Below are 26,420 nucleotides of genomic sequence, written 5' to 3'. Positions count from 1 at the left end.
ACAGTGGGATATAAAATCTGGCGTTACTTCAAGCGGTCTGTGCTCGGAGCGAACGATGTTCTGAACGTTTCAAGCGGAGGCGTTGTTTCTTCCGCGTCGAATGTGTCTCCGAACACGGCAAACGTCGTTATTCTGTCGGGCGGTCGGATCGTTGATCTGAATATGCAAGGTGGCGGTATTGTCTATAACAGCGGCGTTTTAAGTGGCGCAACATTAAGTGCGGTTCTTAATAATTATGGATCTTCCTATAATGTTTCCGCTTACTATACAGTTGCGAACAATTCGGGTGCTTTGATCAGTGGTATAACCGTTTCTGGCACTAGTTTATATGCAAATTCTGGCTCAATAACGAGCGCCCTCACGCTGTCGGGTGCGCTTTCAGGTGCGGGTTCGAGTGGAACAGCGTTCACGCAGGCAATCGTTTCTGCAGGCGCAACTGTCGTCGGAGGGACCGCCATTGGCTGGGCTGACGTTTATGATGTCGGGGGCATAGTTTCTAACTATAGCTTAGTTTCTGGTGCGGGCCTGTCCATTAGTGGTGGCCAGGCCATTAATGTGTCTGCCGCGCAGAACAGCACCATTACTGCTTTTTCCGGAGGCATCGTCAGTGGCGGTCAGCTGAGTGGGACCGGAGCCTATCTGTTTGCCAATTCTGGCAGTACGGTAGTAGGGGTTACCGTCACAAGCCAGGCACAAATTATTGCAGGTTCCGGATCGACTGCTGGTTCCAACACGATTGCGAGCGGTGGCCATTACTTCCAGCTTGCTGGGACACTGGATGGTTCGGCAGCGAATATTTTCCAGTCTGGCGCTGATATCAAGATCACGTCTGACGGTTTGGGCAATTATGGTACGGTCCAGAATCTCAGCGTTGGCAATGGCGTTGGTCTGCGTATTCAGGACGGCGCATCCGGCTCGAACGTAACAGTCAGCAATGGCGGAACCGAACGCGTTTTCAATGGCGGAAGCACTTCCGGCGGCACGGTTCTGTCCGGTGGTAACCTGCTGGTTTCTTCTGCAGGCACCGCTTCTGGAACAACGATTGCCAGTGCTGGTTCCGCCACGGTCTCTGGCTCTGGTACGACCTTGGCCAATAAGGTTCTTTCTGGTGGTACAGAAACGGTTCTTTCCGGCGGTACAGCCTCCAGCACAACCGTCGCAGGCTCGCTTGTCGTCAGTAGCGGTGCGACCGTAAAGGGCACAGTTGTCACGTCTGGTGGTGACGAGTACCTCCAGTCTGGCGCAGTTGTAAGTGGAACGCAGGTTCAGTTTGGTGGAACCCAGGTTGTTTCTTCTGGCGCTGCGGCTTCCGCGACGACAGTTTCGAGTGGCGGTGTTCTGGCAGTTCAAAGCGGTGGACGTGCCTCTAGTGTCTTGGTGAGCGGTGGTTCCGGGAATGTCGTTTCCGGAGGAAGTGCTTATGGAGGCATCGTTGAGAGTGGCGGTTACCTGACACTCAATGGTGGTACAGCATCGGGTGTGCTTGTTCAGAGTGGTGGCGTTCTTGAGGGCTGGGCCGGAAGCGTTATCTCTGGCGGTATGGTTGCCAATAATGCAAGTGCCTTCCTGTATTCCGGGGCCGTTGCATCCAGTCTCCATCTCTCTGGTGGTGGTATTATCGGAAATGAACCAGATACCAGCGCGGCATTGAACATTTTTAGCGGCGCCGTTGCTTACAATACAGTTCTTGATCATTATGGTGCTTATACTTACCTTAATGGTGGTACCGAGTATAATACCATTGTTTCCTCTGGAACGAGTGACTACCTCCTGGCTGGGAATTCTGTCAGTGCCAATGTGCTCTCAGGGGGGCAACAGTTGGTCTCTTCTGGTGCGGTTGCGAGTGCAACAGCCGTTGCATCTGGCGGTTCTCTGGTCATTTCCACTGGTGGTACTGCCTCGGCAGCAATTGTCAGCGGCTCCGTTTCTGTCAATGGTGGCCTTGCATCTGGTCTGACGGTAAGCGGCTCTGGCGCCACGGGTGTGGTTGCTTCTGGGGGCGTTGTCAGTGGTCTGACATTGACGTCTGCCGGAAAGTTTGTTGCGATCCAGAACGGTACGGTCAGCGGCGGGACTGTTTCAGGCGCAGGTGCCTGGCTTTATGGAAGCTCCGGCGGCACGATTGCTGGCGTCACAGTCACCAGCGGTGGTCAGTTGAATGTCAATTCCGGTTCAACAATCGTGTCCAACACGATCGGGAATGGTGGCCAGTATTTCGAGCTTGCAGGTACTCTCGACAGTTCGACAACGAATATTTTCCAGTCTGGCGCTGATATCAAGATCACGTCTGATGGTTTGGGCAATTATGGTGCGGTCCAGAACTTCAGCGTTGGCAGTGGCGTTGGTCTGCGTATTCAGGATGGTGCGTCAGGCTCGAACGTAACGGTCAGCAATGGTGGAACCGAGCGCGTCTTCAACGGCGGAAGCACGTCCGGCGGCACGGTTCTGTCCGGCGGTATAGTTTCTGTCTCAGGTGGTGGCACCGCTATTGATTTGACAGTCGGCTCCAGTGGTCAACTTCTGGCAATCTCCGGATCTGTTGGAGGAAACACGACGGTTAATTCCGGTGGCCTGCTTTCCGCAACGGCAGGTACTGTTCTCTCTGGTCACATTACAGACCAAGGTACGGTCTCTGGAGGTACGCTAGCTTCTGGCACCTTCCTGGATGCAACGAGTGGTTCAGCAGGTAGTATTACTGTTGGCAATGGAGCTAGTGCCTTTGTTGCTGTAGGAGACCTCCGTGATACGGTTGTGCTCTCTGGCGGAACAGTCTCTGGTGGGCTAGCTGGCAGCTACAGTGGCAACACCACGATCTCCAACGGGGGCAAGCTCTTTGGCGGTGAAGTCCATGGCACACTGACAGTCTCCAGTGGGGGCACCGTTAACCAGCTCTGGGTGACATCTGGCGGGAAAGCTCAGCTTCAGTCGGGCGCTACCCTCTCAAGCAATATTACGGTCAGCGCTGCAGGATCGCTTAATCTTGCAAGCGGTGCTGTCATGTCTGCTGCGACCGTTAGCCTTGAAAATGGTGGTCAAGCGACGATCTGGGCGGATGCTGGCGGTACCATTATTATGGGCGGCAGCACGAATACTGGCCTTGTTGTGAGTGGTCTGGCCTCTGGCGGGACGCTTTCGACGGTTATCAGTGGCTTTGATGGGACATCTGGCGGAGCTTCTGACGGGGTCACAATCGCTGGCTTGAGCCAGGCCAATGTGAAGAATGTCGTGAATTCTTCTGATGGTAATTCTGTTACCATCAATCTCGTTAATGGCAGCCCAATCACTCTGAACATTCCCGGAATTGGTCAGCAGCAATATGTTGAATTTACCAAGGATGGCATGCTTTTTGAGGTTTGTTTCCTTGCTGGTTCCATGCTGCGGACGCCGACAGGCGAGCGCGCCGTCGAAGACATGGCGATTGGTGACGAGATCTGTGTCTATGACTGGCGGAACGCTGCAGAGCTGACCCGTTCGGTCAAATGGGTTGGTCATAAAAAGATGGTTGTCCGTTCTCATCTTCCTGATGATAAAGCCGGATATCCAGTCCGCATCCTGAAAAATGCAGTTTCTGACGGCGTGCCATACAAGGATCTTCTTGTGACGCCAGAACACTGCCTGTTCTTTGACGGGCAGTTTATTCCGGTCCGCATGCTCGTGAACGGGCGTTCGATCTTCTATGACCGCTCTTTCACCAGCTACACATATTATCATGTCGAGACTGACCCTCATTCGGTCATTTGGGCGGACGGTACGCTGACGGAAAGCTATCTTGATACCGGGAACCGTTCGACGTTTGCGCAGGGTGGAACGCTGGCTCTGTTCGGTGACAAAAACGTCAAGACCTGGGAAGAAGATGGCGAAGCTGCGCTGACGGTTGCCCGTCATCAGGTTGAGCCAATTTTTCGGAATCTCGAAGCTCGGGCAGAGTATGCGGGTCTTGGTCTTGAAGCCCCGCAGCAGAAACTTGTTGACGATGCGGATCTTCATCTTGTGACTGAGGCTGGGGTCGCTCTTCGCAGAGTTCGTGAAAATAACGGACACAGCGTGTTTATGATCCCGCCTGGTGTTCAGCAGGTCCGGATGATGTCTCGGACCTGCCGTCCTAGCGATACGATTGGCCCGTTTGTGGATGACCGTCGTTATCTCGGCGTTCTTGTGGGGAGTATTCAGTTTTTTGAATCCCGTGATACCCGCAAGCTTGACCAGCACCTGAAGAGCGATCAGCTCGAAGGCTGGGATGTCAAGGAAGCCGCTCCATGTCGTTGGACAAATGGAAACGCTCTCCTGTCGATCGGTGCGCGTGAACCAGGAAGCATTGGAATGCTGGCCATTCAGGTTCTGGCAGCAGGGCCTTATGTTCAAAATGAACAAAAAGACCAGGTTGAGGTTATGCGCCAGTATGCGATCTTGTTAGATCATATTAACAAAAGACCTAACCTAAAATCTTGCTGCGGCGAGGTTGAGGAAGCCGATAAAGTACTGTACTGTACAGTACAGTACTGTACAGTACAGTACTGTACAGTACAGGGCAGTCCTGTCGTAGCGGGTTGCTAGGCGCGGATGGTTGAACATCCCCTGAGGCAGTTACGGTCACTGTGACGCCGCTGATCTGTTTTCTGTGGTTGCACTACGGTCTTTGCATGATAAAATGACCGGTAGGATCCAACGGATTAGCAGGTCTTGACGGAAACCGCCGCTGTCATAGCCCCAGTCGGCCAGCCTGGCTTTCGGGTTCGGGACAAGCAGCGTCATCAGGGCGTTGTGGCGTTGTAACCCGAGGTCTGGCCACCGGTGAGGGTAAAGCCGAGAGGACGTCCCTGACTCTCACATCGGGTATGGACCTTGCTCGTAAGGCTGCCGCGTGGCCGACCAAAAGCCTCAGAATGAGCACTTCTTTTGCCCCGATGGCCTGTGAATGCGCACCGACTACCGTGCCGTCGACCCTATGCTGCCAGTTATCGGTTAGTTCTAGGTCTACAAGGGTTTGCAGCAGGGCATCCCATACGCTCTGTTCAGCCCAAGGGCGAAACCTGACATAAACGTAACTCCACTTGCTGTAGCGCTTATGCAGGTCCCGCTAAGGGCATCCCGTGCGTAGAAAATATTACATGTCATTGAGAAACAGGCGGTTGTCTCTGGCTGGACAGGCTCAACGTCCACGCTCAGGAGGCAGAAGCGGACCAATAACCGTCCATTTATGACCAGTTAGATCGCCTCGTTCCAGCCAGTTTTCTCTGCCCTTTATCCCACGGCCAGGAAGTGAATCTGATATTACCCCAGACCGATAGGTCTTTTGTCAACGTGACCTAGTCAGTGAGCTGCTCTACATCCCTCAGAACTGAGGTTCGGTAGCTTTCTATCAATCACTTAACAAAATATTGGACAAAGGTAAGTAAAAAGCAGCTTCTGAATGACGTTTTTTCGCTTACGGGACATCTTTTGCCGAGAAAGTAGCCGGTTACGCTGAGGCAAGAAAAGCAATCAGGGAAGATATGACAGACTTGAGGGAAATGCCTATTGGGCTGGTTTCACAAGGTGGCGCGTTCTAAAAACCTTTTATTTTTGAGTGTTTTTCTATGGTTCTATCCCTTCTGTCGTGATGGGGGATGGCTGCATGAAGCAGCCCGGTTTCTTTGATGTTTGAAATCTTGGTGATCCGGACACTGAAGACTCTCTCCGACGAACGGACGGAATATCTGATCAACGATCGCCTGTCTTTTATGAATTTTCGTGGTCTGGGCGGAGTTATTCTGAACCATCAATGCTTCTCCGCCGAGTTCAAGAATCAGTTAGCAAGAAATTTAATTAATGGTTCTTTGATCCCTCTACCTGATTAGCAAGCGCATGATACGCTACAGATCTTACGGGGACTGCCGCCACCCGAATGATGACGATAGAGTATAAGGATGGTTTGTTGCTCAATATTGGATATGATATATGTCGTAATATAAATGTCTTAATTATTTTGGAATTATTTCTATGATAGGTACTAGTACCTTGTGCAAAAAATCCATTTCAGAACTAAAAAATCATCATTTTTTTATACCGGATTACCAGCGTGGATACCGATGGGAGCAGCAGGATGTCACAAATTTATTGAATGACCTGTGGCAGTTCAGCCAGAACCAGGGTGGCCAAAGCTTTTATTGTCTACAACCTGTTGTGGTCAGGCGGCGCGTACCTGATGCACAGTCTCCCGCAGCATGGGAAGTGATTGATGGCCAACAGCGCCTGACTACCGTCCATATCATCCTGACCACGCTGGGTGTTACAGTACCCTATACGATCGAATATCAGACCCGCCCTGACAGTGCAGCATTCCTAAGCAGCATGCAGCAGGACAGGGCCGATATGAACATCGACTTTTACCACATGTTCGCTGCCAGAAGCGCGGTGGCGCAATGGCGTGATGAACACAAACACACGCCAGAAGCCTGCGCGGCCATAACCCGCATGCTGCAGGCAGCAGACGAACCCAATGCCAAGATCATCTGGTACGAAGTCGATGCGCAGGAAAACGCCATTGCCGTGTTCACCCGCCTGAACATGGGTCGGATCCCGCTGACTGATGCCGAACTGGTCAAGGCTCTGTTTTTGCGCGACAGTAATTTTCACAATAAAACGGGCGCCTTGGAACAGCAGCGCATAGCCCAGCAGTGGGATGAGATGGAACGAGTGCTGCAGGCCGATGATTTCTGGTTTTTCCTGAGCAATACCAGGCAAGAAGCCAACCGCATCGAACTGATACTGGACCTTGTGGCACGGCAGTGGAATAACGGGGGCGCCAGCACGCATGATGCGCACTTTACCTTCTTCAGCTTTGTCCAGGCACTCGAACCTGGGCCGGAATCCAGTAACGATTCACGCGCGCTGCAGGAAGCCAGCAAGGCTGACGTGCGCAGGAAGCAGGCGCACAGGCGCGAAGCGTGCTGGCAGGCAGTGCGGGCGTGCTTCCTGACCATGCAGGAATGGTACCGTGATCGCACGATCTTCCATCTGGTAGGTTTCATGGTGACCATATCGTCACCGTCGCACAAACAGGAGAAACCTGCACAACGTCAGTTTCTCGTATCCGAACTGTGGGCAGCGTATCAGAACAGTCCTTCCCGCACCACTTTCCACGCGCTATTGCGCGAAAGGACGGGATTCCGGCTGAACGGGGAGTGCCTCATGGTGGGCCGGCACAAGGTAGAGGAACTGAGCTACCGTGGAACCCGCACAGACGTGGTCAAGACCCTGTTGTTCTTCAATATTGCAACACTGCTCAATAACAGAAGCGCCAATACCCGCTTCCAGTTCGACCTTTACAACATGAATTATTGGGATGTGGAACACATCAGTCCCATGGCCGAGAGCGATAGTAACAGCCGCCTGCATGATAGTGGGAGGATGCTGCACAATAGCCAGAAATGGCTGGAATACGCATGCCGCTTTCTGAGTCCTACCCAATTGGGCGAAACCGATTTGTACAATCAGGCACAGGCCCTTAAGGATCAGGATAGCGTGGACCCGGCGGCCTTTGCTGCCCTGGTCAGGGCTGTGACAGCACATTACACGGCAGGCGAAGATGACGATAACAAGGATACACTTGGCAACCTGACCCTGCTCGACCGGCACACTAACCGCAGTTATGGCGACAGTATATTTCCCATAAAGCGTTCGCGTATACTTGATCTTGATGCGACAAATACATTTGTCCCGCCATGCACTTCCAATGTATTCCTGAAATACTACAGCCCTGATACCGATGATATGATGTACTGGCGCAAAATCGACCGTGATGCCTATCAGGGGGCCATCATCGAAACCATCAAAAAATTCCTGAAAAAAAATTGCTGAAAACTGGGAAAAGGAAGGCACCAAGTTATGAGCACCAACCGGTCTCTGAGCCTGTACGACCTGCTTGGCACGCAAGATTTCATCATCCGCATCCCTGTAGCCCAGCGCGATTACGCCCAGGGCAGGAAAGGGGAAGAGTCCCGGCGGCAGAACTTTCTCCATGCCATCAAAGATGCCCTTCTGGCCGGGCAGCGCAGCCTGCCGCTTGACCTTGATTTTATTTACGGCAGCCAGGAGCAGTCCGCCGATGTTCACCCTGAGCACTCGGATGCCGGGCCTGCGGTCCATCACACATGTGGCACGTCTACGTTCTTTTCGGTGCTCGATGGCCAGCAGCGCCTGACCACGCTGTTCCTGCTGCATTGGTATCTGGCTTTAAAGGAAGGGGAGATCGCGGATTTCCGCAGTCGGTTCGCACCGCATGGTACAAGTCGCCTGACCTATCATACCCGCGAAAGCGCACGGCGGTTTTTTGATGCCATCGTGCAGCAGGACGCGCTGAGCGGACTATGGGCCGGGCTTATGACCGGCGCAGGCATGGCAGATCACATCTGCGACCAGACATGGTTCCATCTGGCATGGATGGATGACCCTACGATTGAGGGTTGCCTGACCATGCTTGATGCTTTGCATGTTGACCTTGGCCCATGTGAATCCGGTCTATACGCCCGCCTGACCGGGCGTGACGGGCAGGGCGCGCGCATTACCTTCCAGTTTCTGGATATCGGGTCGTTCAAACTCACGGATGACCTGTACATCCGCATGAACGCGCGCGGCAGGAGTCTGAGCGCGTTTGAAAACTTCAAGGCCGGGTTATGCGGGCACTTGGATGTTAACGCGCTCGGTGATGACCGGTTCACGCACCAATTGGATACACAATGGGCCGACCTGTTCTGGGGTATGGTGCGCCAGCAGGGCAGCGCGCATACGGATGAATACAACCGGCTTTATCTACGGTTTTTTATGCTTATGGCATTCTACCGCGAGTGTGATGAAACTGCAGCCTCGTCCTTTGACAGGCTATCCGGCAAAGAGCAGGCCTATATCAGGCAACTCAGGACGGCGGACGACTACAATCCGCCTACAACCCTGAAAAACTTCAGCCTGTTTGATGGTAAGACGCTGGAGCGGATCACGCGCCTGCTGGACTACTACCTGCGGTACCCGGCATTTGCCCATGCGCCCTTCAGTGGTGATGGCGCGGCAACCCTGGCTTCTGCCTTGGCGCCGCGCGCAGGGTACGAAGCACAGGCCCTGTTTTATGCACTGGTCTGTTACATCCATGCCGGGGGAGACCCAGTGGGTAATCCGCAGGCTTATCGTCGCTGGCAGCGTGTGGTGAATAATCTTGTTCATAACCATACCATTGACGATGTACCGGCTTTCATAAGGATCTGCCGCTCGCTAGGCAGGATGGCTGAACACCATGCCGACCTGTATGGTTGGATGGCTGAGGAGCCCGGCGCGAATAGTCCGCCAGACCGCACCGCCGCTGTTCCCAACCAATGGCATGAAGAATGCTGCAAGGCATGGTTGATCCACGCCTACCCGGCATGGGAGGCTGCCATCATAGTATGTGAGCAGCATGACTACCTGCGCGGCCGGATATGGGCAGTCCTGGAACAGTCCTGGCCCGAAGGCGCGCACCACCCGGACCAGGCGCAGTTTGCCCGCAACACAGCTATATTCCATGTTCTTCTGAGTCCAACAGTCCTGGCCTGCCCGCGCTACCTGCTGCAGCGCGCGTTGCTGACGCTGGGTGACTACACGGCTGGGAAGGATAATTTATGTGGCCCGAAGCAGCGCAGTTATAGTGAACGGTCACAGAATTGGCTGGGTGTTATAAATAGGCGCGATAGTAAATGGCAACGTGACCATAGTCAGAGCCAACACTTGTTTACGAGCCTTGTGTGCGCAGTCGACTTGCTTCTCCCAATAGTACCATCTGCTATTCTGGTTCGGAATGTGAAGCGCGCACTGGCGACTATAATCCGCAAGGACATGAAAGCGATGGAAAATCGGGGGGAAACATATCATGGCTACCCGTGTCCACGGTACTGGTGGAATTTAATGATTTCATGCCCGCAGGCGTTTTCTTACTGCAGGCAGCACCGTATTGGCAGAAATTCCTGGGAACATAACAATCCTACTGGAAAAAATTATAATAACCCTGATATCTACCTGATCAGTAAAACGACTTATGGCAGCAGACATGTAGAATTACGGACCTATGTGCTCTACCAATGCCTGAAAAGACGCAGGCATATATTTGAAGACCTTGCCAAAATCAACTATACGCCAGTCTCTGGACACGGCGTATATCCCACCCTAGATATGAAGTTTTCAGATGGCCGTACCTTCCATGTAACGTATCGACATGGACGTTTCGTGGCTGTATCAGGCCCTGGCGGGAAAGAACACATAGCATTTCCTCCCATATTACGGGGCATTCTGGAAACGTATGTACCTCCCGAATACCTTGAATCTGTAAGCGAGGTATCTTAATCGAAACAAAATTATCCAGCTTTTTGAAGAGTTACAATACAGTCCGTTCATGGAGGAGAGACATTTGTAATTCTTCACGCTGATCAGGTAATTTTGAGACGTCTGGGGTAGCAAAATTGATACTCATCAGCGCCCCCGTAATGGCCGGGTCAATGAGGTGTCCATGAATAGCGGTTCAATGAACGTGTGAAACGCGAACATAAACTTGTGAAGCATAATGATTTCCGGGATCGTTACATTAGTCGTTTGTATCGTATCTGTAGTGGATTGCGCATACGGCATTTATATTCAATGCCGCGGAGTAGGCAATCCACACATGTTATCCGTCATGCAGTGCCGGATTGTTCCATCCCTCGGAGATGATAACTGATAGACCGCTATCCGCTATAAGGAACATTTGGCCGACACTGACACCGAACCGTCTGTGGAGTGCGTCGAAGATTGCCCTGACCGAGATCATACCCCATTCAACACCAAGTGGACCTTACTAGCTCGGCTCCTGCAGTGATTGAGGAGGCCAAATGCTTCTCCTTATAAGTTTATGGGCGAGGCAACGTGGACGAATTTGAGCCAGTATCTGGCTGTGGACATATGGACCATGCTCATGAAACTGGCGGCGAGTTGATCGTATCGGGTTGCGAGGGCGCAGTTGATTTTCAGCCGGCCGAACATGAGCTCGATACGGTAGCGCTGATTATAAAGCGTCCGCTCATACCTAGTCGTCACCCGGCGATTTGATCGGCGCCTGGATGTTGCATTTCGCAAGGTCCGTCCTGATGTCGCAGGACAGCATCGTCCGCTCCGGCAGACACGTACCGTGCGACACGCCTGGCAACACCAACAAGCACACAGGCTAAGGGGTAGAACCTCCTGCATGTATCGGACCACATGGCGTGTCGTGACAGACGTTACCACTTTACTTCAACGATTCCTTCAGTGCCGCATTATCCAACGTGGCATCAGCCAAAAGACGTTTCAGGCGGTTGTTTTCATCTTCCAGCGCCTTTAGTCGATACCCCAAGGATACCATAGCGGGTCTTTTATTTTTAAAATGTCGGGTCAGTGCTCCCATATTTACGGCAAAGATCCGAGACCTTCAGTCTATCCTCATATTTCTTCAGAACCCCTATGATCTGTTTTTCCGTAAAGCAGCTGCTGCATTTCATTCGTCCGTATCCTTCTTGATTGGACTCTACTTTTAAATGGCTACATTCCCGGGGGGTACGTCAGTGGAAGCGACAGGCTGTCGAAGACCAGAAGACAGGACCAAAAGAGCCCCAATTAACGGTCCTTTCCGAGACGGACGAGAAGTGATGATCGGGGTGTTTCGGCGCCATACATTGGTTCCACTGAATGACTGCCTTTCTCTCCTGCAGGCCAGCATTCCCCATCTGACACGCTCGGCTCTGCATTGTTGTTTTCAGCCTCACGAGATCTCACGGCTGCCGGGCATTAAGGGAGACAAGCCCCAAACGCCAGCGCTTCAAACGCTATCCCATTGGCCTTTTTCATATCGATATTGCCGAGGTCCAGACTGCTGAAGGCAAGCTGTAACTCTTAGTTGCCATCGATCAGACAAGTAAATTTTCTGTCACACAACTGGTCGGGACAGCCGACCTGAAGACGGTCTGGAAATTTGTCGAACATCGTCTGACAAAACCCAATCATCCTTGGACGAAAGGTCAGGTGGAACAGATGAGCCAGACAATCAAGGAAGCAGCCGTCAAACGTTTCCATTACGACAGCCATGAGCAATTGAGGACACACCTCAACGACTTCATGGCGGCCTATAACTTTGGGCGAAGGCTCAATGCCCTCACACCTTAAGAATATATTTGTAAAATCTGGACTCCAGAGCCCGAAAGATTCAATATTAATCCAGTCTATCAAATCCTACGACTAAATACCTTAGGCCTGCTCCTACCTCCCATTCGTTCTCATAAAGCAATTCTAGGTCACAAGCTGTTCAGGATCTCATCATATGAGGCTATCGAATGCTGCCAGAACGGCTCTGGCGCTGTCTGTCCAGGGGATGGGTTTGAAGCGGGAGCGGACCTGTTCCGTCCATTCGCCGAGGGCGGGCTGGTTTGAGATGGTGTCGTGGATGAGGCGGTAGGCGTCGTTGGTGTCGCATGGATTGAAATAGTGGGCGAGGCTGCCGCCGGCCTCGGGGATGGACGTCGTGGATGAGGCCACGCAGGGGCGCCCCATGCTAAGACTTTCCGTCACGGGTAGACCCCAGCCTTCGAAGAAAGAAGGAAAGACGGTGAAGCTGCAATCGGCGTAGAGGCGGCGTAGCTCGGCGTCGGTGGGGTTCTGGATGAAGCGGATCTTACCGTTGAGCCAGCCGGCATTTTCCAGCTGCTGCATGAGATCGGAGACGAGCCAACCCTTCCGGCCTGCGAAGACGAGAGTGGGAACCTGGTCTTCGGGTAGGTCTTCGAGGAGTCTGCGCCAGACGCGGAAGAGCAGAGCGTGGTTTTTCCTTGCCTCGATGGTGGAGACGAACAGGACGTAAGGCCCGTTCATGAGGGGCTCGTTGGCGACGTGCATGTCGGCGAGGCCGAAGCCCGTGCCAAGCGGAATGGGCTGGACGGTGATGGAGGTGCCGATGTCCAGTTCTGTCAGGTAGGACTGCACGTCTGCAGCCGTGGCTTTGCTGATGGCAAAAATGGTGTCTGCCAAGGGTAGGATGTTCTCATGCCATTCCGTGTAGGCAAGGATCATGTCCCGGTTGCACCATTCAGGGCAGCGGACCGGCACGAGATCATACATTAGTAGGCCATAGGTCATACGCAGGTCATCGCGCAGCCAGCGGATGGTATGGATGTAGTTCCTGTGGTGCCATGGCGCGCCAAGAGTCAGGAACACGTCACCCGGGCGTGCAAGTTCTTCAAGCTTCCGGCCGGACGAGAGAATGACCATGGGGCTGATTAAATCAGTTTGTTTCAGATGCCGCCGCCGACTTGCCCATGCGACCTGTTTTTTGTGCCAAGCGTGCTGCTGGCGGCGGATATGACGTTCGGCAGCGCGTGCGCTGAGCTTCAAGATGGAGGCCGGAAGCTGCAGTGTGTGGTCGAGAACTGTTTTCTGAAGTCGGAGGGCCTGTTGCAATCCTGCCACATCGTGAAGGTGGTCAAGGTCCGCGAAGGAGAGGTCCGCACGCGCGGGACGGGCCTCTGGTTTCGCAGGGGCGAGACGTGAGAGGCTGTCCTGTTTTGCGTCTTTTTGTGACGGGCGCGGTTGGGTCTGGGTGGTGACGTTCTGAAACATGTTCTGAACGAAAGACCATTCTATGATCCGCAGGTCACGGTCGTTCTCACCCCTGTGAACAAACCGGATTCCATCGCCGCCCAGTTCATCAAGCGCGTTCGAAAGTTCGTAAACGACGCGCTGAATGCCGCTGGGTCGGTTGTGGTGGGTTAGATAGGTGAGCAGATCGTCGATATCGAGCCAGAGTGTCATGGGTCTTTACTGTTGTCGCACTTAGGGAAAGGGGAGCGTGCGCGGCTACCGACACGCAGGCAAGGTGGGTAGGGGCGGCGTCGTCGGTCAGGTCATGTCGAATGCTGCCAGAACGGCTCTGGCGCTGTCTGTCCAGGGGATGGGTTTGAAGCGGGAGCGGACCTGTTCCGTCCATTCGCCGAGGGCGGGCTGGTTTGAGATGGTGTCGTGGATGAGGCGGTAGGCGTCGTTGGTGTCGCATGGATTGAAATAGTGGGCGAGGCTGCCGCCGGCCTCGGGGATGGACGTCGTGGATGAGGCCACGCAGGGGCGCCCCATGCTAAGACTTTCCGTCACGGGTAGACCCCAGCCTTCGAAGAAAGAAGGAAAGACGGTGAAGCTGCAATCGGCGTAGGGCTGCGCTGATCTCGACCACGACGCGCTGGTTGCCGCTGGGCCTCCTAGATGGAACAGTAGATCGTCAAGGATCATGATGTTCTTTCACTTAGGTAAGTGTCAGGTTGCGAGACGTCATTGGCGTAATCAAGGATTTCGTCGACCTGTTTCATGATGTCACGACCAGCCGGTTTGATATAGTCTTGATTACGTGACGCGGGATGTTTTTCAAGCCATGAGATGATGCATTGGGCGGGAGCGATGCCGCCCAGAACACGCTGCGGGCGATGATTGTAGGCGAAACAGAAGCCTCTGAGCAGAATTTCCAGATCTTCATGGTTTGAGACACAGACCTGCAGTACTTCTGTAGCGACACGGCCATTGAAGCGTTCCACCATTCCATTGGTCTGAGGGGAGTAAGCCTTGGTCCGGCGTCGGTCGATTCCCATGTCATGACAGGCTTTTTCGAAGGCGTCCGCTGTAAAGCAGGAGCCACGATCGGTCAGGATATGGGTGATCCGGAAAGGAAAGGCCGATTTGACGGCATTGAGGAAATCAACGGAATTATCCGCATTTTCCGCGTCATAAACAGCCAGGTGCACTGAACGGGAACAGCGATCGATGGCGACATACAGAAAACGTTTCCGCCGGTCCCCATCTGCTGTCTGTAATTTTGGCAGATGTTTCACATCGATATGGACATAACCGGGATCGTAATCGCGGAACTTTCCCTGTCCCCGAACTGGTCCGGCCTTTGGAACAGGAGGCAGCCTGTTCAATCCGGCGTCTTTCAGTATCCGCCAGATATTGTCCCGGTTCAGATGCGGCAGGAAATGCCGTAAGACAAAGGTCAGATCATCCAGACCAAAACCGGTAGAACGCCGAAGCTGACAGACAATGGCGCGCTCCTCCTCCGAGGCTTTCCAGGCCAGCCTCCAGGGACGGCTGCTGCGGTCCTGACAGGCGTCCGAACCACGCCTGCGCCACTTGCGGACTGTTTCATCGCTGATCCCGTAGCGTCTGGCGAGCACGGATGTCGGTTCTGACGAACGAGCTATCTCAGCCCGGACAGCCGGTGTCGTGCGTGCCTGTGGGTGGATCTGAAGCATCATTCGGTCTCCCTGCAAACGGAAGAAAACAACGAAGCATAACGCGGTATCGCCCACGCTACATCATCCCAATGACGTCTCGCAACCTGACAGGTAAGCCGTGTGGCAGGCATCCAGGACGGCGTCGGCCGTGCGCTCCCAAGGGACGGGCTGGAACTGTGTGCGGACCTCTTCCTGCCAGCGGGCCAGTCCCTCGCGGTCCGTGATGGTGTCGCTGACTACGCGATAGGCGGCGTCGATGTCTTCCGGGTCGAAGTAGCGCGTTAGGTGGCCTCCTGCCTCTGGAATGGAGGTGGAATTCGAGGCGATGCAGGGTTTGCCGCTCACGAGGCTTTCCGTTACGGGCAGGCCCCAGCCTTCATACAGGGAGGGGAACAGCGTAAAGAGGCAGCCCTCGTAAAGGTGGAACAGTTCCTCATCGGTCGGATTGTTCAGGAGGCGGATTTTGCCGCGAAGCCATTCGGTGTTTTCAAGCTGCTGCATGAGGTCGGAGACCAGCCAGCCGACACGGCCGGCAAAAACCAGCGTCGGGATCTCGTCACGCGGCAGGTCGGTCACCAGACGGCGCCAGATTCGGAAAGCCAGCAGATGGTTTTTCCGTGCCTCGATGGTGGAGACGAACAACACATAGCTTCCCGGAACGGGCAGCCCCCTGGGGCGCTCGTCCTGAACGCAGCGCGGTGGCCCGAAACCGCTGCCGATGGGAATGGTCTGGACCGGGGCGTGCAGCTTAAGGCGATACCGGTGGGCATAGTCTTCCACGCTTCGTGCGGTAGCATTGCTGATGGCCAGCAGGCGGCCGCACTGAGGCAAGGTAGTGTCGAGCCAGTGGCGGAAATCCCGGATCAGGGATAGGGCGCACCACTCTGGACGCACTGCCGGAATCAGATCGTAAAGCAGCAGGACGGGCTGGATGCCATAGATCTGTCGCATCCGCGCCAGACGTTCCCCGAAATCCGGTTCGGACCAAGCGGCCCCCAGAATCAGGAAAATGTCCCCGCGTTGCGGTGCGCTGACGGAGAACGGAGCCGGATCGGGGGCAACGGAAGCGGGCTGTGGCGCCGTCGTGGGGGAGGCGAGGGCCGTGGAGCGGCGCAGGCGTGAGCGTGCATAGCGGCGCAGGAGCTGAAGCGCGCGGAGCTGGTTGACGGCAATATTCAGCAGAGGGCGGGCCAGTTCGGGAGGGAGGCTCTCTAGCCGCCGGATCACACCATGGCGCAACCGCTGGATCAGGGCGCGGGGCGACTGTGCGGTGGAAGACGCAGGTGTGGCGTCGGGTATGATTTTTTCATCCGTCCGGACTGCGAACAAGGCGTCCAGATCTGCGAAGGAGACGGGTGTAAGGAGGTCGCCGTCCAACTGCCCGCGACGGGCTAGAACGATGCGGCCGATCCCCGGTATGGAGGCGGCCTGCTGGCGGATGACGCGAAGAATTTCAAAAACGAGACGCTGGATTCCGCTGGGGCGGGCGTTTTTCTCGAAGTACTGGAAGATATCTTCGACGTCGATCCAAATTGTATAATCTGCGCTCATGCGTCCGGAGTAGCCTCGGGCTGACCGACGAGAGCGTCGGTCTGTCAAACGGTGTAGGGCGTTCTGTAGAATAAAGGCCACTTCCGGAGCAAGCAATCTTGGGCTTTAATTGAAGCACGGAAGCTGTGAGAGCGGGGAGATGTTATATTTGTTGCTGAAAATTTCCGTTTTCTGAACCTGCACTTATGACAACTATTTGCTATTTCAAACAGATCGCCTGTGATTAAAAAACCAGCAGGCAAAAAACCTGCAAACGGGACTGCACGAGACTGCAGAAAAAATGTTAGTCTCGCATAAACCGTGCTTATTGACCTCCGTTTTTTATCCAATTTCTGAGAAACCGTTCCGCTATGCCGATTTCGACCGAGAGTGCTGCTGACATCGTCCGGCTATTTCGTACAGGTCTTGGAAGAAGACCAGAGCCCGCGGCTCTCGCCAATTTTGCTTCCCTGTTGGAAGATGGAGCAACGTTCTATGACGTGGCTCATATCATCGCTGGATCGCCAGAATTCCGTCAGCTTCACGGTGACGAAGACATCTGTGACGCCCGATATGTATCTTTCCTGTACCATAACGGATTGGATCGGACGCCTGATCCGCAGGGAGAAGCCGGCCTTATGGCGGCCCCGAACCGGGGCGATGGGCTGGTGATCGTTGCTGGATCAGAGGAGGCGCGTGCACGGACCGATCTCTATGCGCTGCTTTATCCGGAAGGTGCGTCGCCGCAGGACGACATGGCCTACAAAGCGTGGCTGCTGCGTTATGACCGGTTGTCCCCGACCGAGCGGCTGGCTATCGGACGCCATATCGATCAAGGGATGCCTTCGCGCCCAACGTTTTCCCTGATGCTACAGGTCGGCAATCACCGACTTGACCTTCTGGAGGAAACGATCGCTTCCCTGGAGGCGCAGATCTATACCGACTGGACGCTGATCGTGGTTTATCCCGAGAATCTGCGGCTAGGTATTCGCACGCATCTCAGAGAGATTATGCGACGTGTGCCCGGACTGGTCGGTGTGGAAGTTTCTTCCCATCAAGGTGTTGAAGGTCGCTGGCGGAGCGCACTGGCGGCTGCGGTAGGTAGTTTTTGTGCCTTTATGGAGCCTGGGGACCAGCTCTCCCGAACGGCGCTTTACGAATTTGCGGTCGCTATCGCCAATCGGCCTGATCTGGTGCTTCTGTATTGTGACGAGGATCGTCTGGGCAGTGACGGGCAGCGCTGTCACCCGTCTTTCAAGACGGGGTGGAGCCGGGACCTCGCCTATGCAGGAGATGTGATCGGGCAGCTTGCCGTATTTAGCCGGGCGCGGATCATGGCGGTTGGGGGAATCCGTGACGAGGGCGGCAGCTTTGCGCGGTATGACTTGTTGCTGCGCGTGACGGAGGGGGTGCCGGCGGTCTGTATCCGACATCTGCCTCGGCTTCTGTTCCATCGTGGACGGACGCCGGGTCTGCCGCTCATGTTCCCGTTGGTGCGTGCTACGCAGCAGCATCCTGAGATGCGGGACGTGGTCCTTCAGCATTTTCGGGAAAGCCACCCAGACCTTGATCTTAAGGATGTCTATATCGGTGGCAATGTCTGGCCGAGAATCGTCTATCCTGCGAACGGCATACCGTTGGTCTCGATCATCATCCCGACCAAGGACAAGTTCAGGCTGCTTGAGCGTTGTGTTTCCAGTCTTCTGAACCTGACCGGATATCAGAATTTCGAGGTGCTGATTGCCGATAATGGCAGTACGAACCCGGAGATGCTTGATCTTCTGCGGCGTATGGGACGTGATCCGCGACTGACGGTGCTGCGGCTTGCCACGCCCTTCAACTGGTCTACCCTCAACAATAGGATGGCCCGTCAAGCGAAGGGCGACATGCTGCTCTTCCTCAATGACGATACCGAAGTCCTTGAGGAAGGCTGGCTGACGGAGATGGTGTCACTGGCGCAGCAACCCAGTGTCGGCGTGGTAGGGGCTCGGCTCTCTTACCCCGACGGTACTTTGCAGCACGGGGGCGTTGTTCTGACGGAACACGGGCCAAAGCATATCCTGCGCAGCGCGGCGGAGGATAACCCCGGTTATCTTGGTCAACTTGTTCTGACACGGGATCTCATGGCCGTGACGGGAGCATGCATGCTTGTCCCCCGTCCGGTTTTCGAGCAGATCGGCGGTTTTGACGAGACATTCCCCCTGACATGCAATGACATTGATTTCTGTCTGCGCGCCCGGGAGGCCGGGTTGCGGGTCGTCTGGACGCCGCACGCGACGCTGATGCACGAGGATGGCGGTACGCGCGGCCGGGATGGGACGGCGCGTAGCCTGTTCAATGCTTGCGTGGATGTCGGGCGGCTGCTGGAACGATGGGAGCAGATCATGCTCGATGATCCGTTCCTGAATGCCAATCTCGAGGCAACGGATTACACCTTGCAACTGGCCACCCCACCCCGTGCACCCAAGCCCTGGCGGCGGCGTGGTCGCGGGCATAAGGCATCCACGCGTACAGTGCTGTCCTGAAGGGTTTTCCCGTTTTGTCTGCGGTCATCTGTCTTGAGTTGATCCGTTCTGACCTGAAAAGATCAAAGATGTTCTGTCCTGCTATTTCCGTTTTCCGTTCCGTTGTGGAGTATCCTGTCCTGTGAGTGATGTGACAGTGCGTCAGTGCGCCATTCTGGTGGGAGGGCTTGGTACGCGTCTGGGCGCATTGACTCGCGCCCTGCCCAAGCCGCTCATGACCTGTGGCGACCGGCCATTTCTGGCGTGGCTGATGCGGGAAATGCAGCGTTTTGGCGTAGAGGATTTTGTCCTGCTGGCAGGACATCTCTCGGCCGAGATCGAGCAGGCCGTGGAACAGATCCGGTCTTTTCTGCCGAAGCCGGCGAAGATCACGATCAGCGTGGAGCCGTTCCGCGCGGGAACGGGGGGCGCGCTGTATCATGCCCGCGCGCATCTTCATGACCGTTTCCTACTCTGTAACGGGGATTCCCTGTTTTCCTGCAACCTGTCGCGGTTCCTGTCGGGTGCGCGGCGGGGGAACTGGATGCTGCTGCGCGCAGTCGAGGATCTGGACCGGTATGGGGAAGTCCGTCTGGCAGAAGATGGCGAACATGTTGCGTCCTTTCATCCTAAAGCCGAGCAGCCGGGGCAGTCGGGGCTGATCAACAGCGGGATCTATCTGTTGGATCACACGGTCTTCGATCATCTGACGCCGGACTGTTCGCTGGAGCAGGACATTTTGCCCGCGCTGGCAGCGGGTGGAGAGTTGCGTGGCATGGAACTGACGGGATATTTCCGGGATATCGGCCTGCCGGACGATCTTGCAGCGGCAGGACATGAACTGCCCGCAGTGCTGCGGCGTCCGGCCGTGTTTCTGGACCGGGACGGCGTCATTAATCGTGACCTTGGCTGGGTCGGGACGCGGGAGCGTTTCGAGTGGGAGCCGGGTGTTCTGGACACCATCAGTCGGATTACGGAGAGCGGGCATCATGTCTTCATCGTCACCAACCAGTCTGGCGTGGCGCGTGGACTGTATTCCGAGCACGATCTTCAATCCCTGATGGGGTGGGTGATCGGGACGGTACGCGTCCATGGGGGGACGATCGACGACTGGCGGTACTGCCCCATCCATCCCGAGGCCGTGGTGGAGCGGTATCGGGGGACCAGTCCTGACCGCAAGCCTGAACCGGGCATGATCCTTGACCTGTTGCGGCGGTGGGAGCTTGATCCGGAGCGCTGCGTGATGTTCGGAGACCAGCCCTCCGACATGCAGGCTGCCAGTGCGGCAGGTCTCGAAGGCGTTCGTGTGGGCCCCTTCGGTCTGGCTGACCTAATTTCCGAAAGAGAGGCGTTCCTGTGAACAGCGATCCTCATACACGCTCGTCCCGCACACGCCCGATTGCCGGGACGCGGAGTGCCGTTCGCGCACGGGTGCCGCTGCGTCTAGGGCTGGCTGGTGGCGGGACGGACCTCAGCCCGTACTGTGACGACTTCGGCGGGGCCGTCTTGAACACGACCATCGACCGGTACGCATATGCCTTCATCGAGCGATCGGCAGACGGGAATGTCCATTTCATTGCCCCCGATGTGGGCATCGATGAAGCGTTTGACCCGCGTGACATCAATGGCACCATCCCGGTCCATGCGAAGCTCAGGCTTCATGCCGGGGTTCTGGCCGGGATCAGCCGTCGTTTCTCAGTACAGGTTGAGCCATGGCGCATCACGTCTTTCGTGGATGCACCTCCCGGATCAGGGCTCGGGTCGTCCTCTGCGCTGGTCGTCGCTCTGGTGGAGGCTTTTGTAAGCCTGCTCCAGCTTCCGCTGGGCCCTTACGATGTGGCGCACTTGGCTTATGAGATCGAGCGGATCGATCTGGGGCTTCAGGGGGGCAAGCAGGATCAGTATGCCGGAACGTTTGGTGGAACGAACTTCATCGAGTTCCTGGCCCAGAACCAGGTGATCGTTAACCCGCTGCGGCTGTCCAGTCGCATCCGCAATGAGGTTGAGATGTCTCTGGTCATCGCCTTTACGGGCGTGTCGCGGGCCTCCGCCGACATCATTGCCGAGCAGCGCAGTGGTCTGCTCAAGGTTACGGAAGAGACCATGCGCAACATGCATCGCCTCAAACAGGACGCGCACGATATGAAGAATGCTCTTCTGCGCGGGGAAGTGGCGTATATGGCCGAGATCCTGAACCGGTCGTGGGAAGCGAAAAAAAATACGGCGCGGGGCATCTCCAATCCATTGATCGAAAAGCTCTATGGGCAGGCGATGGCGGATGGCGCGATCGGTGGGAAGGTCTCGGGCGCCGGTGGTGGGGGGTTCATGATGTTCCTTGTGCCGCCTGAGCGTCGGGTGCAGGTAATCCGCGGCCTGAATGGTGCGGGCGCGCAGGCTGGTGGCGTACATCTCGTGACGGAAGGAGCCGAAACATGGCTGAGCTGAAGCCGGTGACTGATGACAGCCCGTTCGCAGACGGCATGAGATGGGACGACGGGGAACGGTCCGCGGGGAAAGAGCATCTGCCCATCAGGGAGCCTGCGGTCGAAAAGCATGTGCGTGTGCTCATCGAGAATCAGCTGGAGCAGGCCATGGGGCGTGTCTTCCAGGTGGAGGAGCGGAGCCGTCATCTGGAACGTCTGTTCGCACGGGAGCCGGTTTCGGAGCATGATGTCCAGTCTCTGACCCGCAACAATGCGGAACTGCGCAACCAGCTTCAGCAGCTCCAGTCGGAGCATCGGCTGCTGCTTCAGTCCACCGCATGGCGTGTCGGGCGCAGGCTGCGGGATCTGGCGCAGCGCCATCCGGTCTTTGCCCGTCATGCACGCCGGGCTGCCAAGCTCGCATACTGGACCCTCACGCTGCGTCTGTGGTCGCGGATCCAGGTTCGACGGGGTGCCAGAAAAGGCATTGCCCTTCTTGCACAGTCGCCGTTGTTCGATGCGGCCTGGTATTGCAGGCGTTACGCGGCAATGTTACCGCCGGGGACTGATCCGGTCGCACATTATTACTGGACAGGCGCAGCGCAGGGACTGGATCCGCATCCGCTGTTCAGCAGCAGCTGGTATACTGCTGCGTTGCCGGTTGAGGCGGCGATCAATCCGCTTGTCCATTACATTACCCATCAGGGACGCAACCCACCCGATCCGCATCCCCTATTCGACACGGGCTTCTATCTGAAGCAGGTCGGAAAGATAGAGCTTGGACGCACACCGCTGGAAGATTTTCTGGCGCGTCCGTCCGGATCTGCGATCAGGCCGAATGCTGTTTTTGATCCTGTGGCCTATGCCGAGGAATATGCCACCAGCCTGAAAGACGGGACCAATCCGCTGGCGCACTATGCCGCGGAAGGGGAAGCCGACGGGTTCTGGCCGCATCCGCTGTTTGATCCGGCCTGGTACACGGCGCGCCACCCGGCTGCCGTAGAGTTCGGAGCACTTGCGCATTATCTGCGGGAAAAAAAATGCGCAAAGGGCGTGGTCTGTTCCGAACATATGGCGCAGCTGGGTGACAGTACGCTCTCTCTGCCGTTTGCGCTATCCTTCCCGGAGGAACGTGCTCCGGAAGTTTCGATCATCATTCCAGTCTATGGTCATTATTACGATACCTGGCGCTGTCTGGCATCTGTAATGCTGCTGACGCGGAAAGTGCCGTATGAGGTCATTATTGCGGATGATCGTCCGTCTCGGCCGATTGCTTCCCTTTTGGGAGCGAAGGGTGCGGTACAGATCATCAATACTGAGAATCTCGGTTTTCTCGGTAACAGCAATACCGCCGCGCGACGAGCGCGAGGTCGCGAACTGATGTTTTTGAATAATGATACGACTGTCGGGGACAACTGGCTGGCCCCGATGCTGTCGCTCATGAAAGCCGATCCCTGTGTGGGCGTCGTGGGCTGCAAGCTTCTGAACGGCGATGGCACCGTGCAGGAGGCGGGTGGCATCATTTATGGAACTGGCTGGGGTGATCCGTTCGGGAAGAATGACCGTGCAGATCGTGGCTGCTACAATTACGTCCGTGAAGTGGATGTGGTGACTGGAGCCTGTTTCCTTGTCCGTCGCCACTTGTTCGAGAAATTGGGCGGATTTGACGGTCGTTATGCTCCGGCCTTCTACGAAGAGTTTGATCTTGCCACCAGTATCCGGGATGCGGGATACCGGGTCGTATATCAGCCTGCGAGCTGTGTCCGTCATCATGGTAGCGCCTCCTATGGCACGGAGATGCGCGACAGGCAGACGCTGAAGAACCATGCGACCTTCTGTCGCAAGTGGCAGACGCTCCTGGCGACTCAACCCGCGCCTGACACGTCCAGCTTCCTGAGTCGCGAACGGCCGTCTCCGCGGGGCATTATCCTTGTCATTGATGACAAGGTGCCGGAATACGACAAACATGCCGGTGCAGTTACGTTGTTCCAGTACCTGCGCCTCATGCGGGAACTGGGGCTGCGGGTAATCTATGCCCCGCAGGACGGTAAGCCGCTGGAGCCTTACACATCTGCTCTCCAGCAGCTTGGAGTTGAGGTCCTTCATGCGCCGGACCGACTGGACCGCTGGCTGCAGGCCTATGGGCTTTACGTCGATTTCATCTGGACGGCGCGCCCGGATGTGACATTCCCGATCCTATCGCAACTTCGGCGTCATACCGGTGCGCCAATTCTGTATTACACTCATGACCTGCATTATCTGCGGGAGATGCGGCGTTACGAATTGGAGGGCAGCATCTGGGCCCTTCAGGAATCTCAGCGGCTCAAGCCGATGGAACTGAAGATCTTCGATGTTGTCGATCATGTCCTGACACCGAGCGCGGAAGAAAAGCTCGATATCCTCCGGGAGGTGCCGCATGCAAATGTCACGGTCGTGCCGCCGTATCTGTTTGGCAATACGGATCTGACAGACGCGCCGGCTGATTTTGCAAGCCGCAGAGATCTGATCTTCGTCGGCGGGTTCGACCACACACCCAACGTGGACGCTGCGGTCTGGCTCGGTCAGGAGATCATGCCGCTGGTCTGGGAGAAGCATCCGGACAGCACGTTGTGGATCGTGGGGAACGTGCCGCCGCCGAATGTACAGGCTCTGGCGTCGGAGCGGGTGCAGGTGACGGGATTTGTGTCAGAACTGGAGCCTTATTTTGAAAAGGCGCGCGTTTCGGTCAATCCGCTGCGTTACGGGGCGGGCGTCAAGGGCAAGATCGTTACATCATTGCAGGCGGGTATTCCGGTTGTCACCACCACCTGCGGTAATGAGGGCATCCAGCTTGAGGATGGGAAAGAAGCACTGATTGCCGATAAGCCCGAGGATATCGCGCAGGCAGTTATCCGTCTCTTGGATGACGAAACTCTGTGTCGGACGCTGATCCGCTCCGGAGCGGAGGTGGTGCGAACGCGCTTTTCCGCCAGTCGGGCGCGTGAGATCCTGCGGAACATTCTGGGAGATGCATTGTGTCCGGTCTGTGGCAGCCGCCCGCGGCAAGCCCGTTACGCAAAAGCTGACTGGCGCTTGGGACTGCACTGTACGAATTGTGGGGTGGATAATCTTGGAGCCGGTGTGGCGCAAATTGTGGTGACGCCGTGGCATCGACAGCGGATCAACACGATGCGTGATGCGCTTCCATACTTGCAAGATCTGCGGATTCACGAATTCGGCAGGGGCGACGCGTTTCGCGCCGCGCTATCGGGGCTGGACGGATATACCTGTTCTGACAAGCCTATTGACCGGCTGCTTTATGAAGATGGCCTGATCGATCTATTCCTCAATCCCGAGGACCAAGTACAGGATCTGCCGACACTGCATCGTATTCTGAAGCCGGGTGGCAAATATATCTGCGCAGTTCTCAAGCGGGCGAATGAGAAGATAGAGTCTCTGAGGAAAATTGGCTTTCAGGTGACAATTTATAACGTCGATATGTATGACAGCGATGAGACTTCTCTGCAGATCATTGAGGCCCTCCGGGATTGAGACGGGCTTCTTAAAAAGGCCATGAAAATAAGCTTGGGCAAGCCGCTATGTTCAGTATTAAAACCAGAAAGAGCAGCTTGCTTCGGATGATAAAATCATGCACAGAAAAGCAGATAGGCCTAGGCTCAGGACTCATAACCAGAAGATGACGGCTGCGGCGAGGCAGATGGCTGAGAAGAAGACGGTCAGGCCATCTGTCATAGCGTGTTGCAACACGCCGCCAGTCCTTGAACTTTCCGAACATGATCTCGATGCGATTGCAGCTCTTATATTTTCTCTTGTCGTATTTGACTAGTTTTCCGCGGGATCTCCGTCCCGGGATGCAAGGCCTGATCCCTCTTTCCTCCAGGGCATCCCTGAACCAGTCAGCATCATAACCCCGGTCCGTCAGCATCCATTGTGCCATGGGCAGGCTGTCCAGCAGAGCAGAGGCTCCGGTGTAATTACTGATCTGTCCTGCTGTCATGAAAAAGCTTAGCAGTCGTCCGTTCTGATCGGTAATCGCATGGAGCTTTGTATTCTACCGCCTTTGGTGCGACCGATCAGGCGGCCTGGATCCCCCTTTTTAGCCGCAGGCTCGAAGCCGTGCGGTGCGCCTTGAGATACGTCACATCAATCATGATGGTCCGAGGCTGGGCCTTTGCAGCAGATAAGCCATCCATCATCTGCATGAAAATGCCCATGTCGCCCCAACGCTTCCCGCGGTTGGAGAGCGTCTTGTGTGGACCGTACTTCCGGGCGCATCACGCCAGCGCATACCATTGCCGTTCACAAAAATGATACCGCTCAGCACACGGCGGTCATCGACGCGAGGTTTTCCGTAGCCCTTGCGAAAGAACCGCCGCAGACAGATCCATCTGTTCGTCCGTCAGCCAAAACAGATCGCTCATCTTCAGTCTCCTTGCAGAGCCTGAATCAGATTCCTGCAATCAAATCAATGGATCCTGAGCCTAACCTTGCCGCCGCAAGATTTTGGAATAGGTCTTTTATCAACATAACCTAGATTATATTATGTATTTAATACCCTTTATGATCTTTGGGCTCGGGGGCATTGTAACTGGTCTGTTTACACGAAGCATGCCGAAAACTTATTCAGTGCCTTCAGATCAGACATAATTTGAGAAAGAAGCCCATACTTCGCTGACGTTCATGTGCTT

The 26,420-nt window shown here is 55.5% G+C and carries 13 protein-coding genes and 3 pseudogenes; 9 read left to right on the top strand and 7 right to left on the bottom strand.

Annotated elements, in window-relative coordinates; translation table 11 throughout:
- Positions 1-3: 3 nt before the first annotated feature.
- The 4 genes and pseudogenes from ABDK75_RS08690 to ABDK75_RS08675 all read left to right on the top strand — a co-directional run bounded on the left by ABDK75_RS08690 (position 4) and on the right by ABDK75_RS08675 (position 10,344).
- On the top strand, positions 4-4,554 hold the full coding sequence (locus tag ABDK75_RS08690) for a Hint domain-containing protein (protein ID WP_346005582.1): 4,551 nt from the start codon (positions 4-6) through the stop codon (positions 4,552-4,554).
- A gap of 1,079 nt (positions 4,555-5,633) precedes the next feature.
- Positions 5,634-5,837: pseudogene (locus tag ABDK75_RS08685) on the top strand (transposase); the annotation flags it as partial.
- A gap of 142 nt (positions 5,838-5,979) precedes the next feature.
- Positions 5,980-7,839: a DUF262 domain-containing protein gene (locus tag ABDK75_RS08680; RefSeq protein WP_346005580.1), complete on the top strand. Its 1,860-nt coding sequence runs from the start codon at positions 5,980-5,982 to the stop codon at positions 7,837-7,839.
- Positions 7,840-7,866: 27 nt separating this feature from the next.
- The gene (locus ABDK75_RS08675) at positions 7,867-10,344 is read left to right on the top strand and encodes a DUF262 domain-containing protein (RefSeq protein ID WP_346005579.1); all 2,478 of its coding nucleotides are present in this window, start codon (positions 7,867-7,869) and stop codon (positions 10,342-10,344) included.
- Between the two features lie 531 nt (positions 10,345-10,875).
- Here the strand turns inward: ABDK75_RS08675 and ABDK75_RS17835 are convergent.
- Together ABDK75_RS17835 and ABDK75_RS17830 are read right to left on the bottom strand one after the other, a co-directional pair.
- Positions 10,876-11,220: a transposase gene (locus ABDK75_RS17835; protein ID WP_408874430.1), complete on the bottom strand. Its 345-nt coding sequence runs from the start codon at positions 11,218-11,220 to the stop codon at positions 10,876-10,878.
- Between the two features lie 40 nt (positions 11,221-11,260).
- On the bottom strand, positions 11,261-11,416 hold the full coding sequence (locus ABDK75_RS17830; protein WP_167386181.1) for a hypothetical protein: 156 nt from the start codon (positions 11,414-11,416) through the stop codon (positions 11,261-11,263).
- A gap of 134 nt (positions 11,417-11,550) precedes the next feature.
- Between ABDK75_RS17830 and ABDK75_RS08665 the strand changes: the two are divergent.
- Positions 11,551-12,435 (top strand): annotated as a pseudogene (locus tag ABDK75_RS08665) (integrase core domain-containing protein); the annotation flags it as partial.
- Here the strand turns inward: ABDK75_RS08665 and ABDK75_RS08660 are convergent.
- The 4 genes from ABDK75_RS08660 to ABDK75_RS08645 all read right to left on the bottom strand — a co-directional run bounded on the left by ABDK75_RS08660 (position 12,322) and on the right by ABDK75_RS08645 (position 16,826).
- A complete protein-coding gene (locus tag ABDK75_RS08660; protein WP_339408710.1) occupies positions 12,322-13,809 on the bottom strand; it encodes a glycosyltransferase family 1 protein in 1,488 nt (495 codons plus the stop codon). The pseudogene ABDK75_RS08665 and the gene ABDK75_RS08660 overlap by 114 nt on opposite strands.
- A gap of 87 nt (positions 13,810-13,896) precedes the next feature.
- A complete protein-coding gene (locus ABDK75_RS08655) occupies positions 13,897-14,280 on the bottom strand; it encodes a glycosyltransferase (RefSeq protein ID WP_099213578.1) in 384 nt (127 codons plus the stop codon).
- A complete protein-coding gene (locus ABDK75_RS08650; RefSeq protein ID WP_346005849.1) occupies positions 14,277-15,293 on the bottom strand; it encodes an IS481 family transposase in 1,017 nt (338 codons plus the stop codon). The genes ABDK75_RS08655 and ABDK75_RS08650 overlap by 4 nt, the downstream gene beginning before the upstream one ends.
- A 63-nt stretch (positions 15,294-15,356) precedes the next feature.
- The gene (locus ABDK75_RS08645) at positions 15,357-16,826 is read right to left on the bottom strand and encodes a glycosyltransferase family 1 protein (protein ID WP_346005578.1); all 1,470 of its coding nucleotides are present in this window, start codon (positions 16,824-16,826) and stop codon (positions 15,357-15,359) included.
- A gap of 350 nt (positions 16,827-17,176) precedes the next feature.
- On the opposite strand from ABDK75_RS08645, the gene ABDK75_RS08640 reads away from it, so the two are divergent.
- The 4 genes from ABDK75_RS08640 to ABDK75_RS08625 all read left to right on the top strand — a co-directional run bounded on the left by ABDK75_RS08640 (position 17,177) and on the right by ABDK75_RS08625 (position 25,263).
- Positions 17,177-19,330, top strand: a complete 2,154-nt coding sequence (locus tag ABDK75_RS08640) for a glycosyltransferase (RefSeq protein ID WP_339408711.1) — start codon at positions 17,177-17,179, stop codon at positions 19,328-19,330.
- Between the two features lie 121 nt (positions 19,331-19,451).
- Entirely contained in the window at positions 19,452-20,669 is a 1,218-nt protein-coding gene (locus tag ABDK75_RS08635) for an HAD-IIIA family hydrolase (protein WP_338125695.1), read from the top strand.
- Entirely contained in the window at positions 20,666-21,754 is a 1,089-nt protein-coding gene (locus tag ABDK75_RS08630; RefSeq protein ID WP_339408712.1) for a hypothetical protein, read from the top strand. The genes ABDK75_RS08635 and ABDK75_RS08630 overlap by 4 nt, the downstream gene beginning before the upstream one ends.
- Positions 21,742-25,263: a glycosyltransferase gene (locus ABDK75_RS08625; RefSeq protein WP_346005576.1), complete on the top strand. Its 3,522-nt coding sequence runs from the start codon at positions 21,742-21,744 to the stop codon at positions 25,261-25,263. The genes ABDK75_RS08630 and ABDK75_RS08625 overlap by 13 nt, the downstream gene beginning before the upstream one ends.
- 132 nt (positions 25,264-25,395) lie before the next feature.
- Here the strand turns inward: ABDK75_RS08625 and ABDK75_RS08620 are convergent.
- A pseudogene (locus ABDK75_RS08620) lies at positions 25,396-26,153 on the bottom strand (IS5 family transposase).
- Between the last annotated feature and the right edge of the window lie 267 nt (positions 26,154-26,420).

This window comes from Gluconobacter sp. OJA (genome assembly GCF_039638325.1).
In the GTDB taxonomy this organism is placed as follows: Bacteria; Pseudomonadota; Alphaproteobacteria; order Acetobacterales; family Acetobacteraceae; genus Gluconobacter; species Gluconobacter cerinus.
Note: the sequence above shows the minus strand (reverse complement) of the source record. Positions and strands in the feature narration are given on the sequence as shown.

Coding starts and splice junctions, on each gene's coding strand:
- ABDK75_RS08680 (WP_346005580.1), top strand. CDS start 5,980: ATGATAGGTACTAGTACCTTGTGCAAAAAATCCATTTCAGAACTAAAA.
- ABDK75_RS08675 (WP_346005579.1), top strand. CDS start 7,867: ATGAGCACCAACCGGTCTCTGAGCCTGTACGACCTGCTTGGCACGCAA.
- ABDK75_RS17835 (WP_408874430.1), bottom strand. CDS start 11,220: ATGCAGGAGGTTCTACCCCTTAGCCTGTGTGCTTGTTGGTGTTGCCAG.
- ABDK75_RS17830 (WP_167386181.1), bottom strand. CDS start 11,416: ATGGGAGCACTGACCCGACATTTTAAAAATAAAAGACCCGCTATGGTA.
- ABDK75_RS08660 (WP_339408710.1), bottom strand. CDS start 13,809: ATGACACTCTGGCTCGATATCGACGATCTGCTCACCTATCTAACCCAC.
- ABDK75_RS08655 (WP_099213578.1), bottom strand. CDS start 14,280: ATGATCCTTGACGATCTACTGTTCCATCTAGGAGGCCCAGCGGCAACC.
- ABDK75_RS08650 (WP_346005849.1), bottom strand. CDS start 15,293: ATGCTTCAGATCCACCCACAGGCACGCACGACACCGGCTGTCCGGGCT.
- ABDK75_RS08645 (WP_346005578.1), bottom strand. CDS start 16,826: ATGAGCGCAGATTATACAATTTGGATCGACGTCGAAGATATCTTCCAG.
- ABDK75_RS08640 (WP_339408711.1), top strand. CDS start 17,177: ATGCCGATTTCGACCGAGAGTGCTGCTGACATCGTCCGGCTATTTCGT.
- ABDK75_RS08625 (WP_346005576.1), top strand. CDS start 21,742: ATGGCTGAGCTGAAGCCGGTGACTGATGACAGCCCGTTCGCAGACGGC.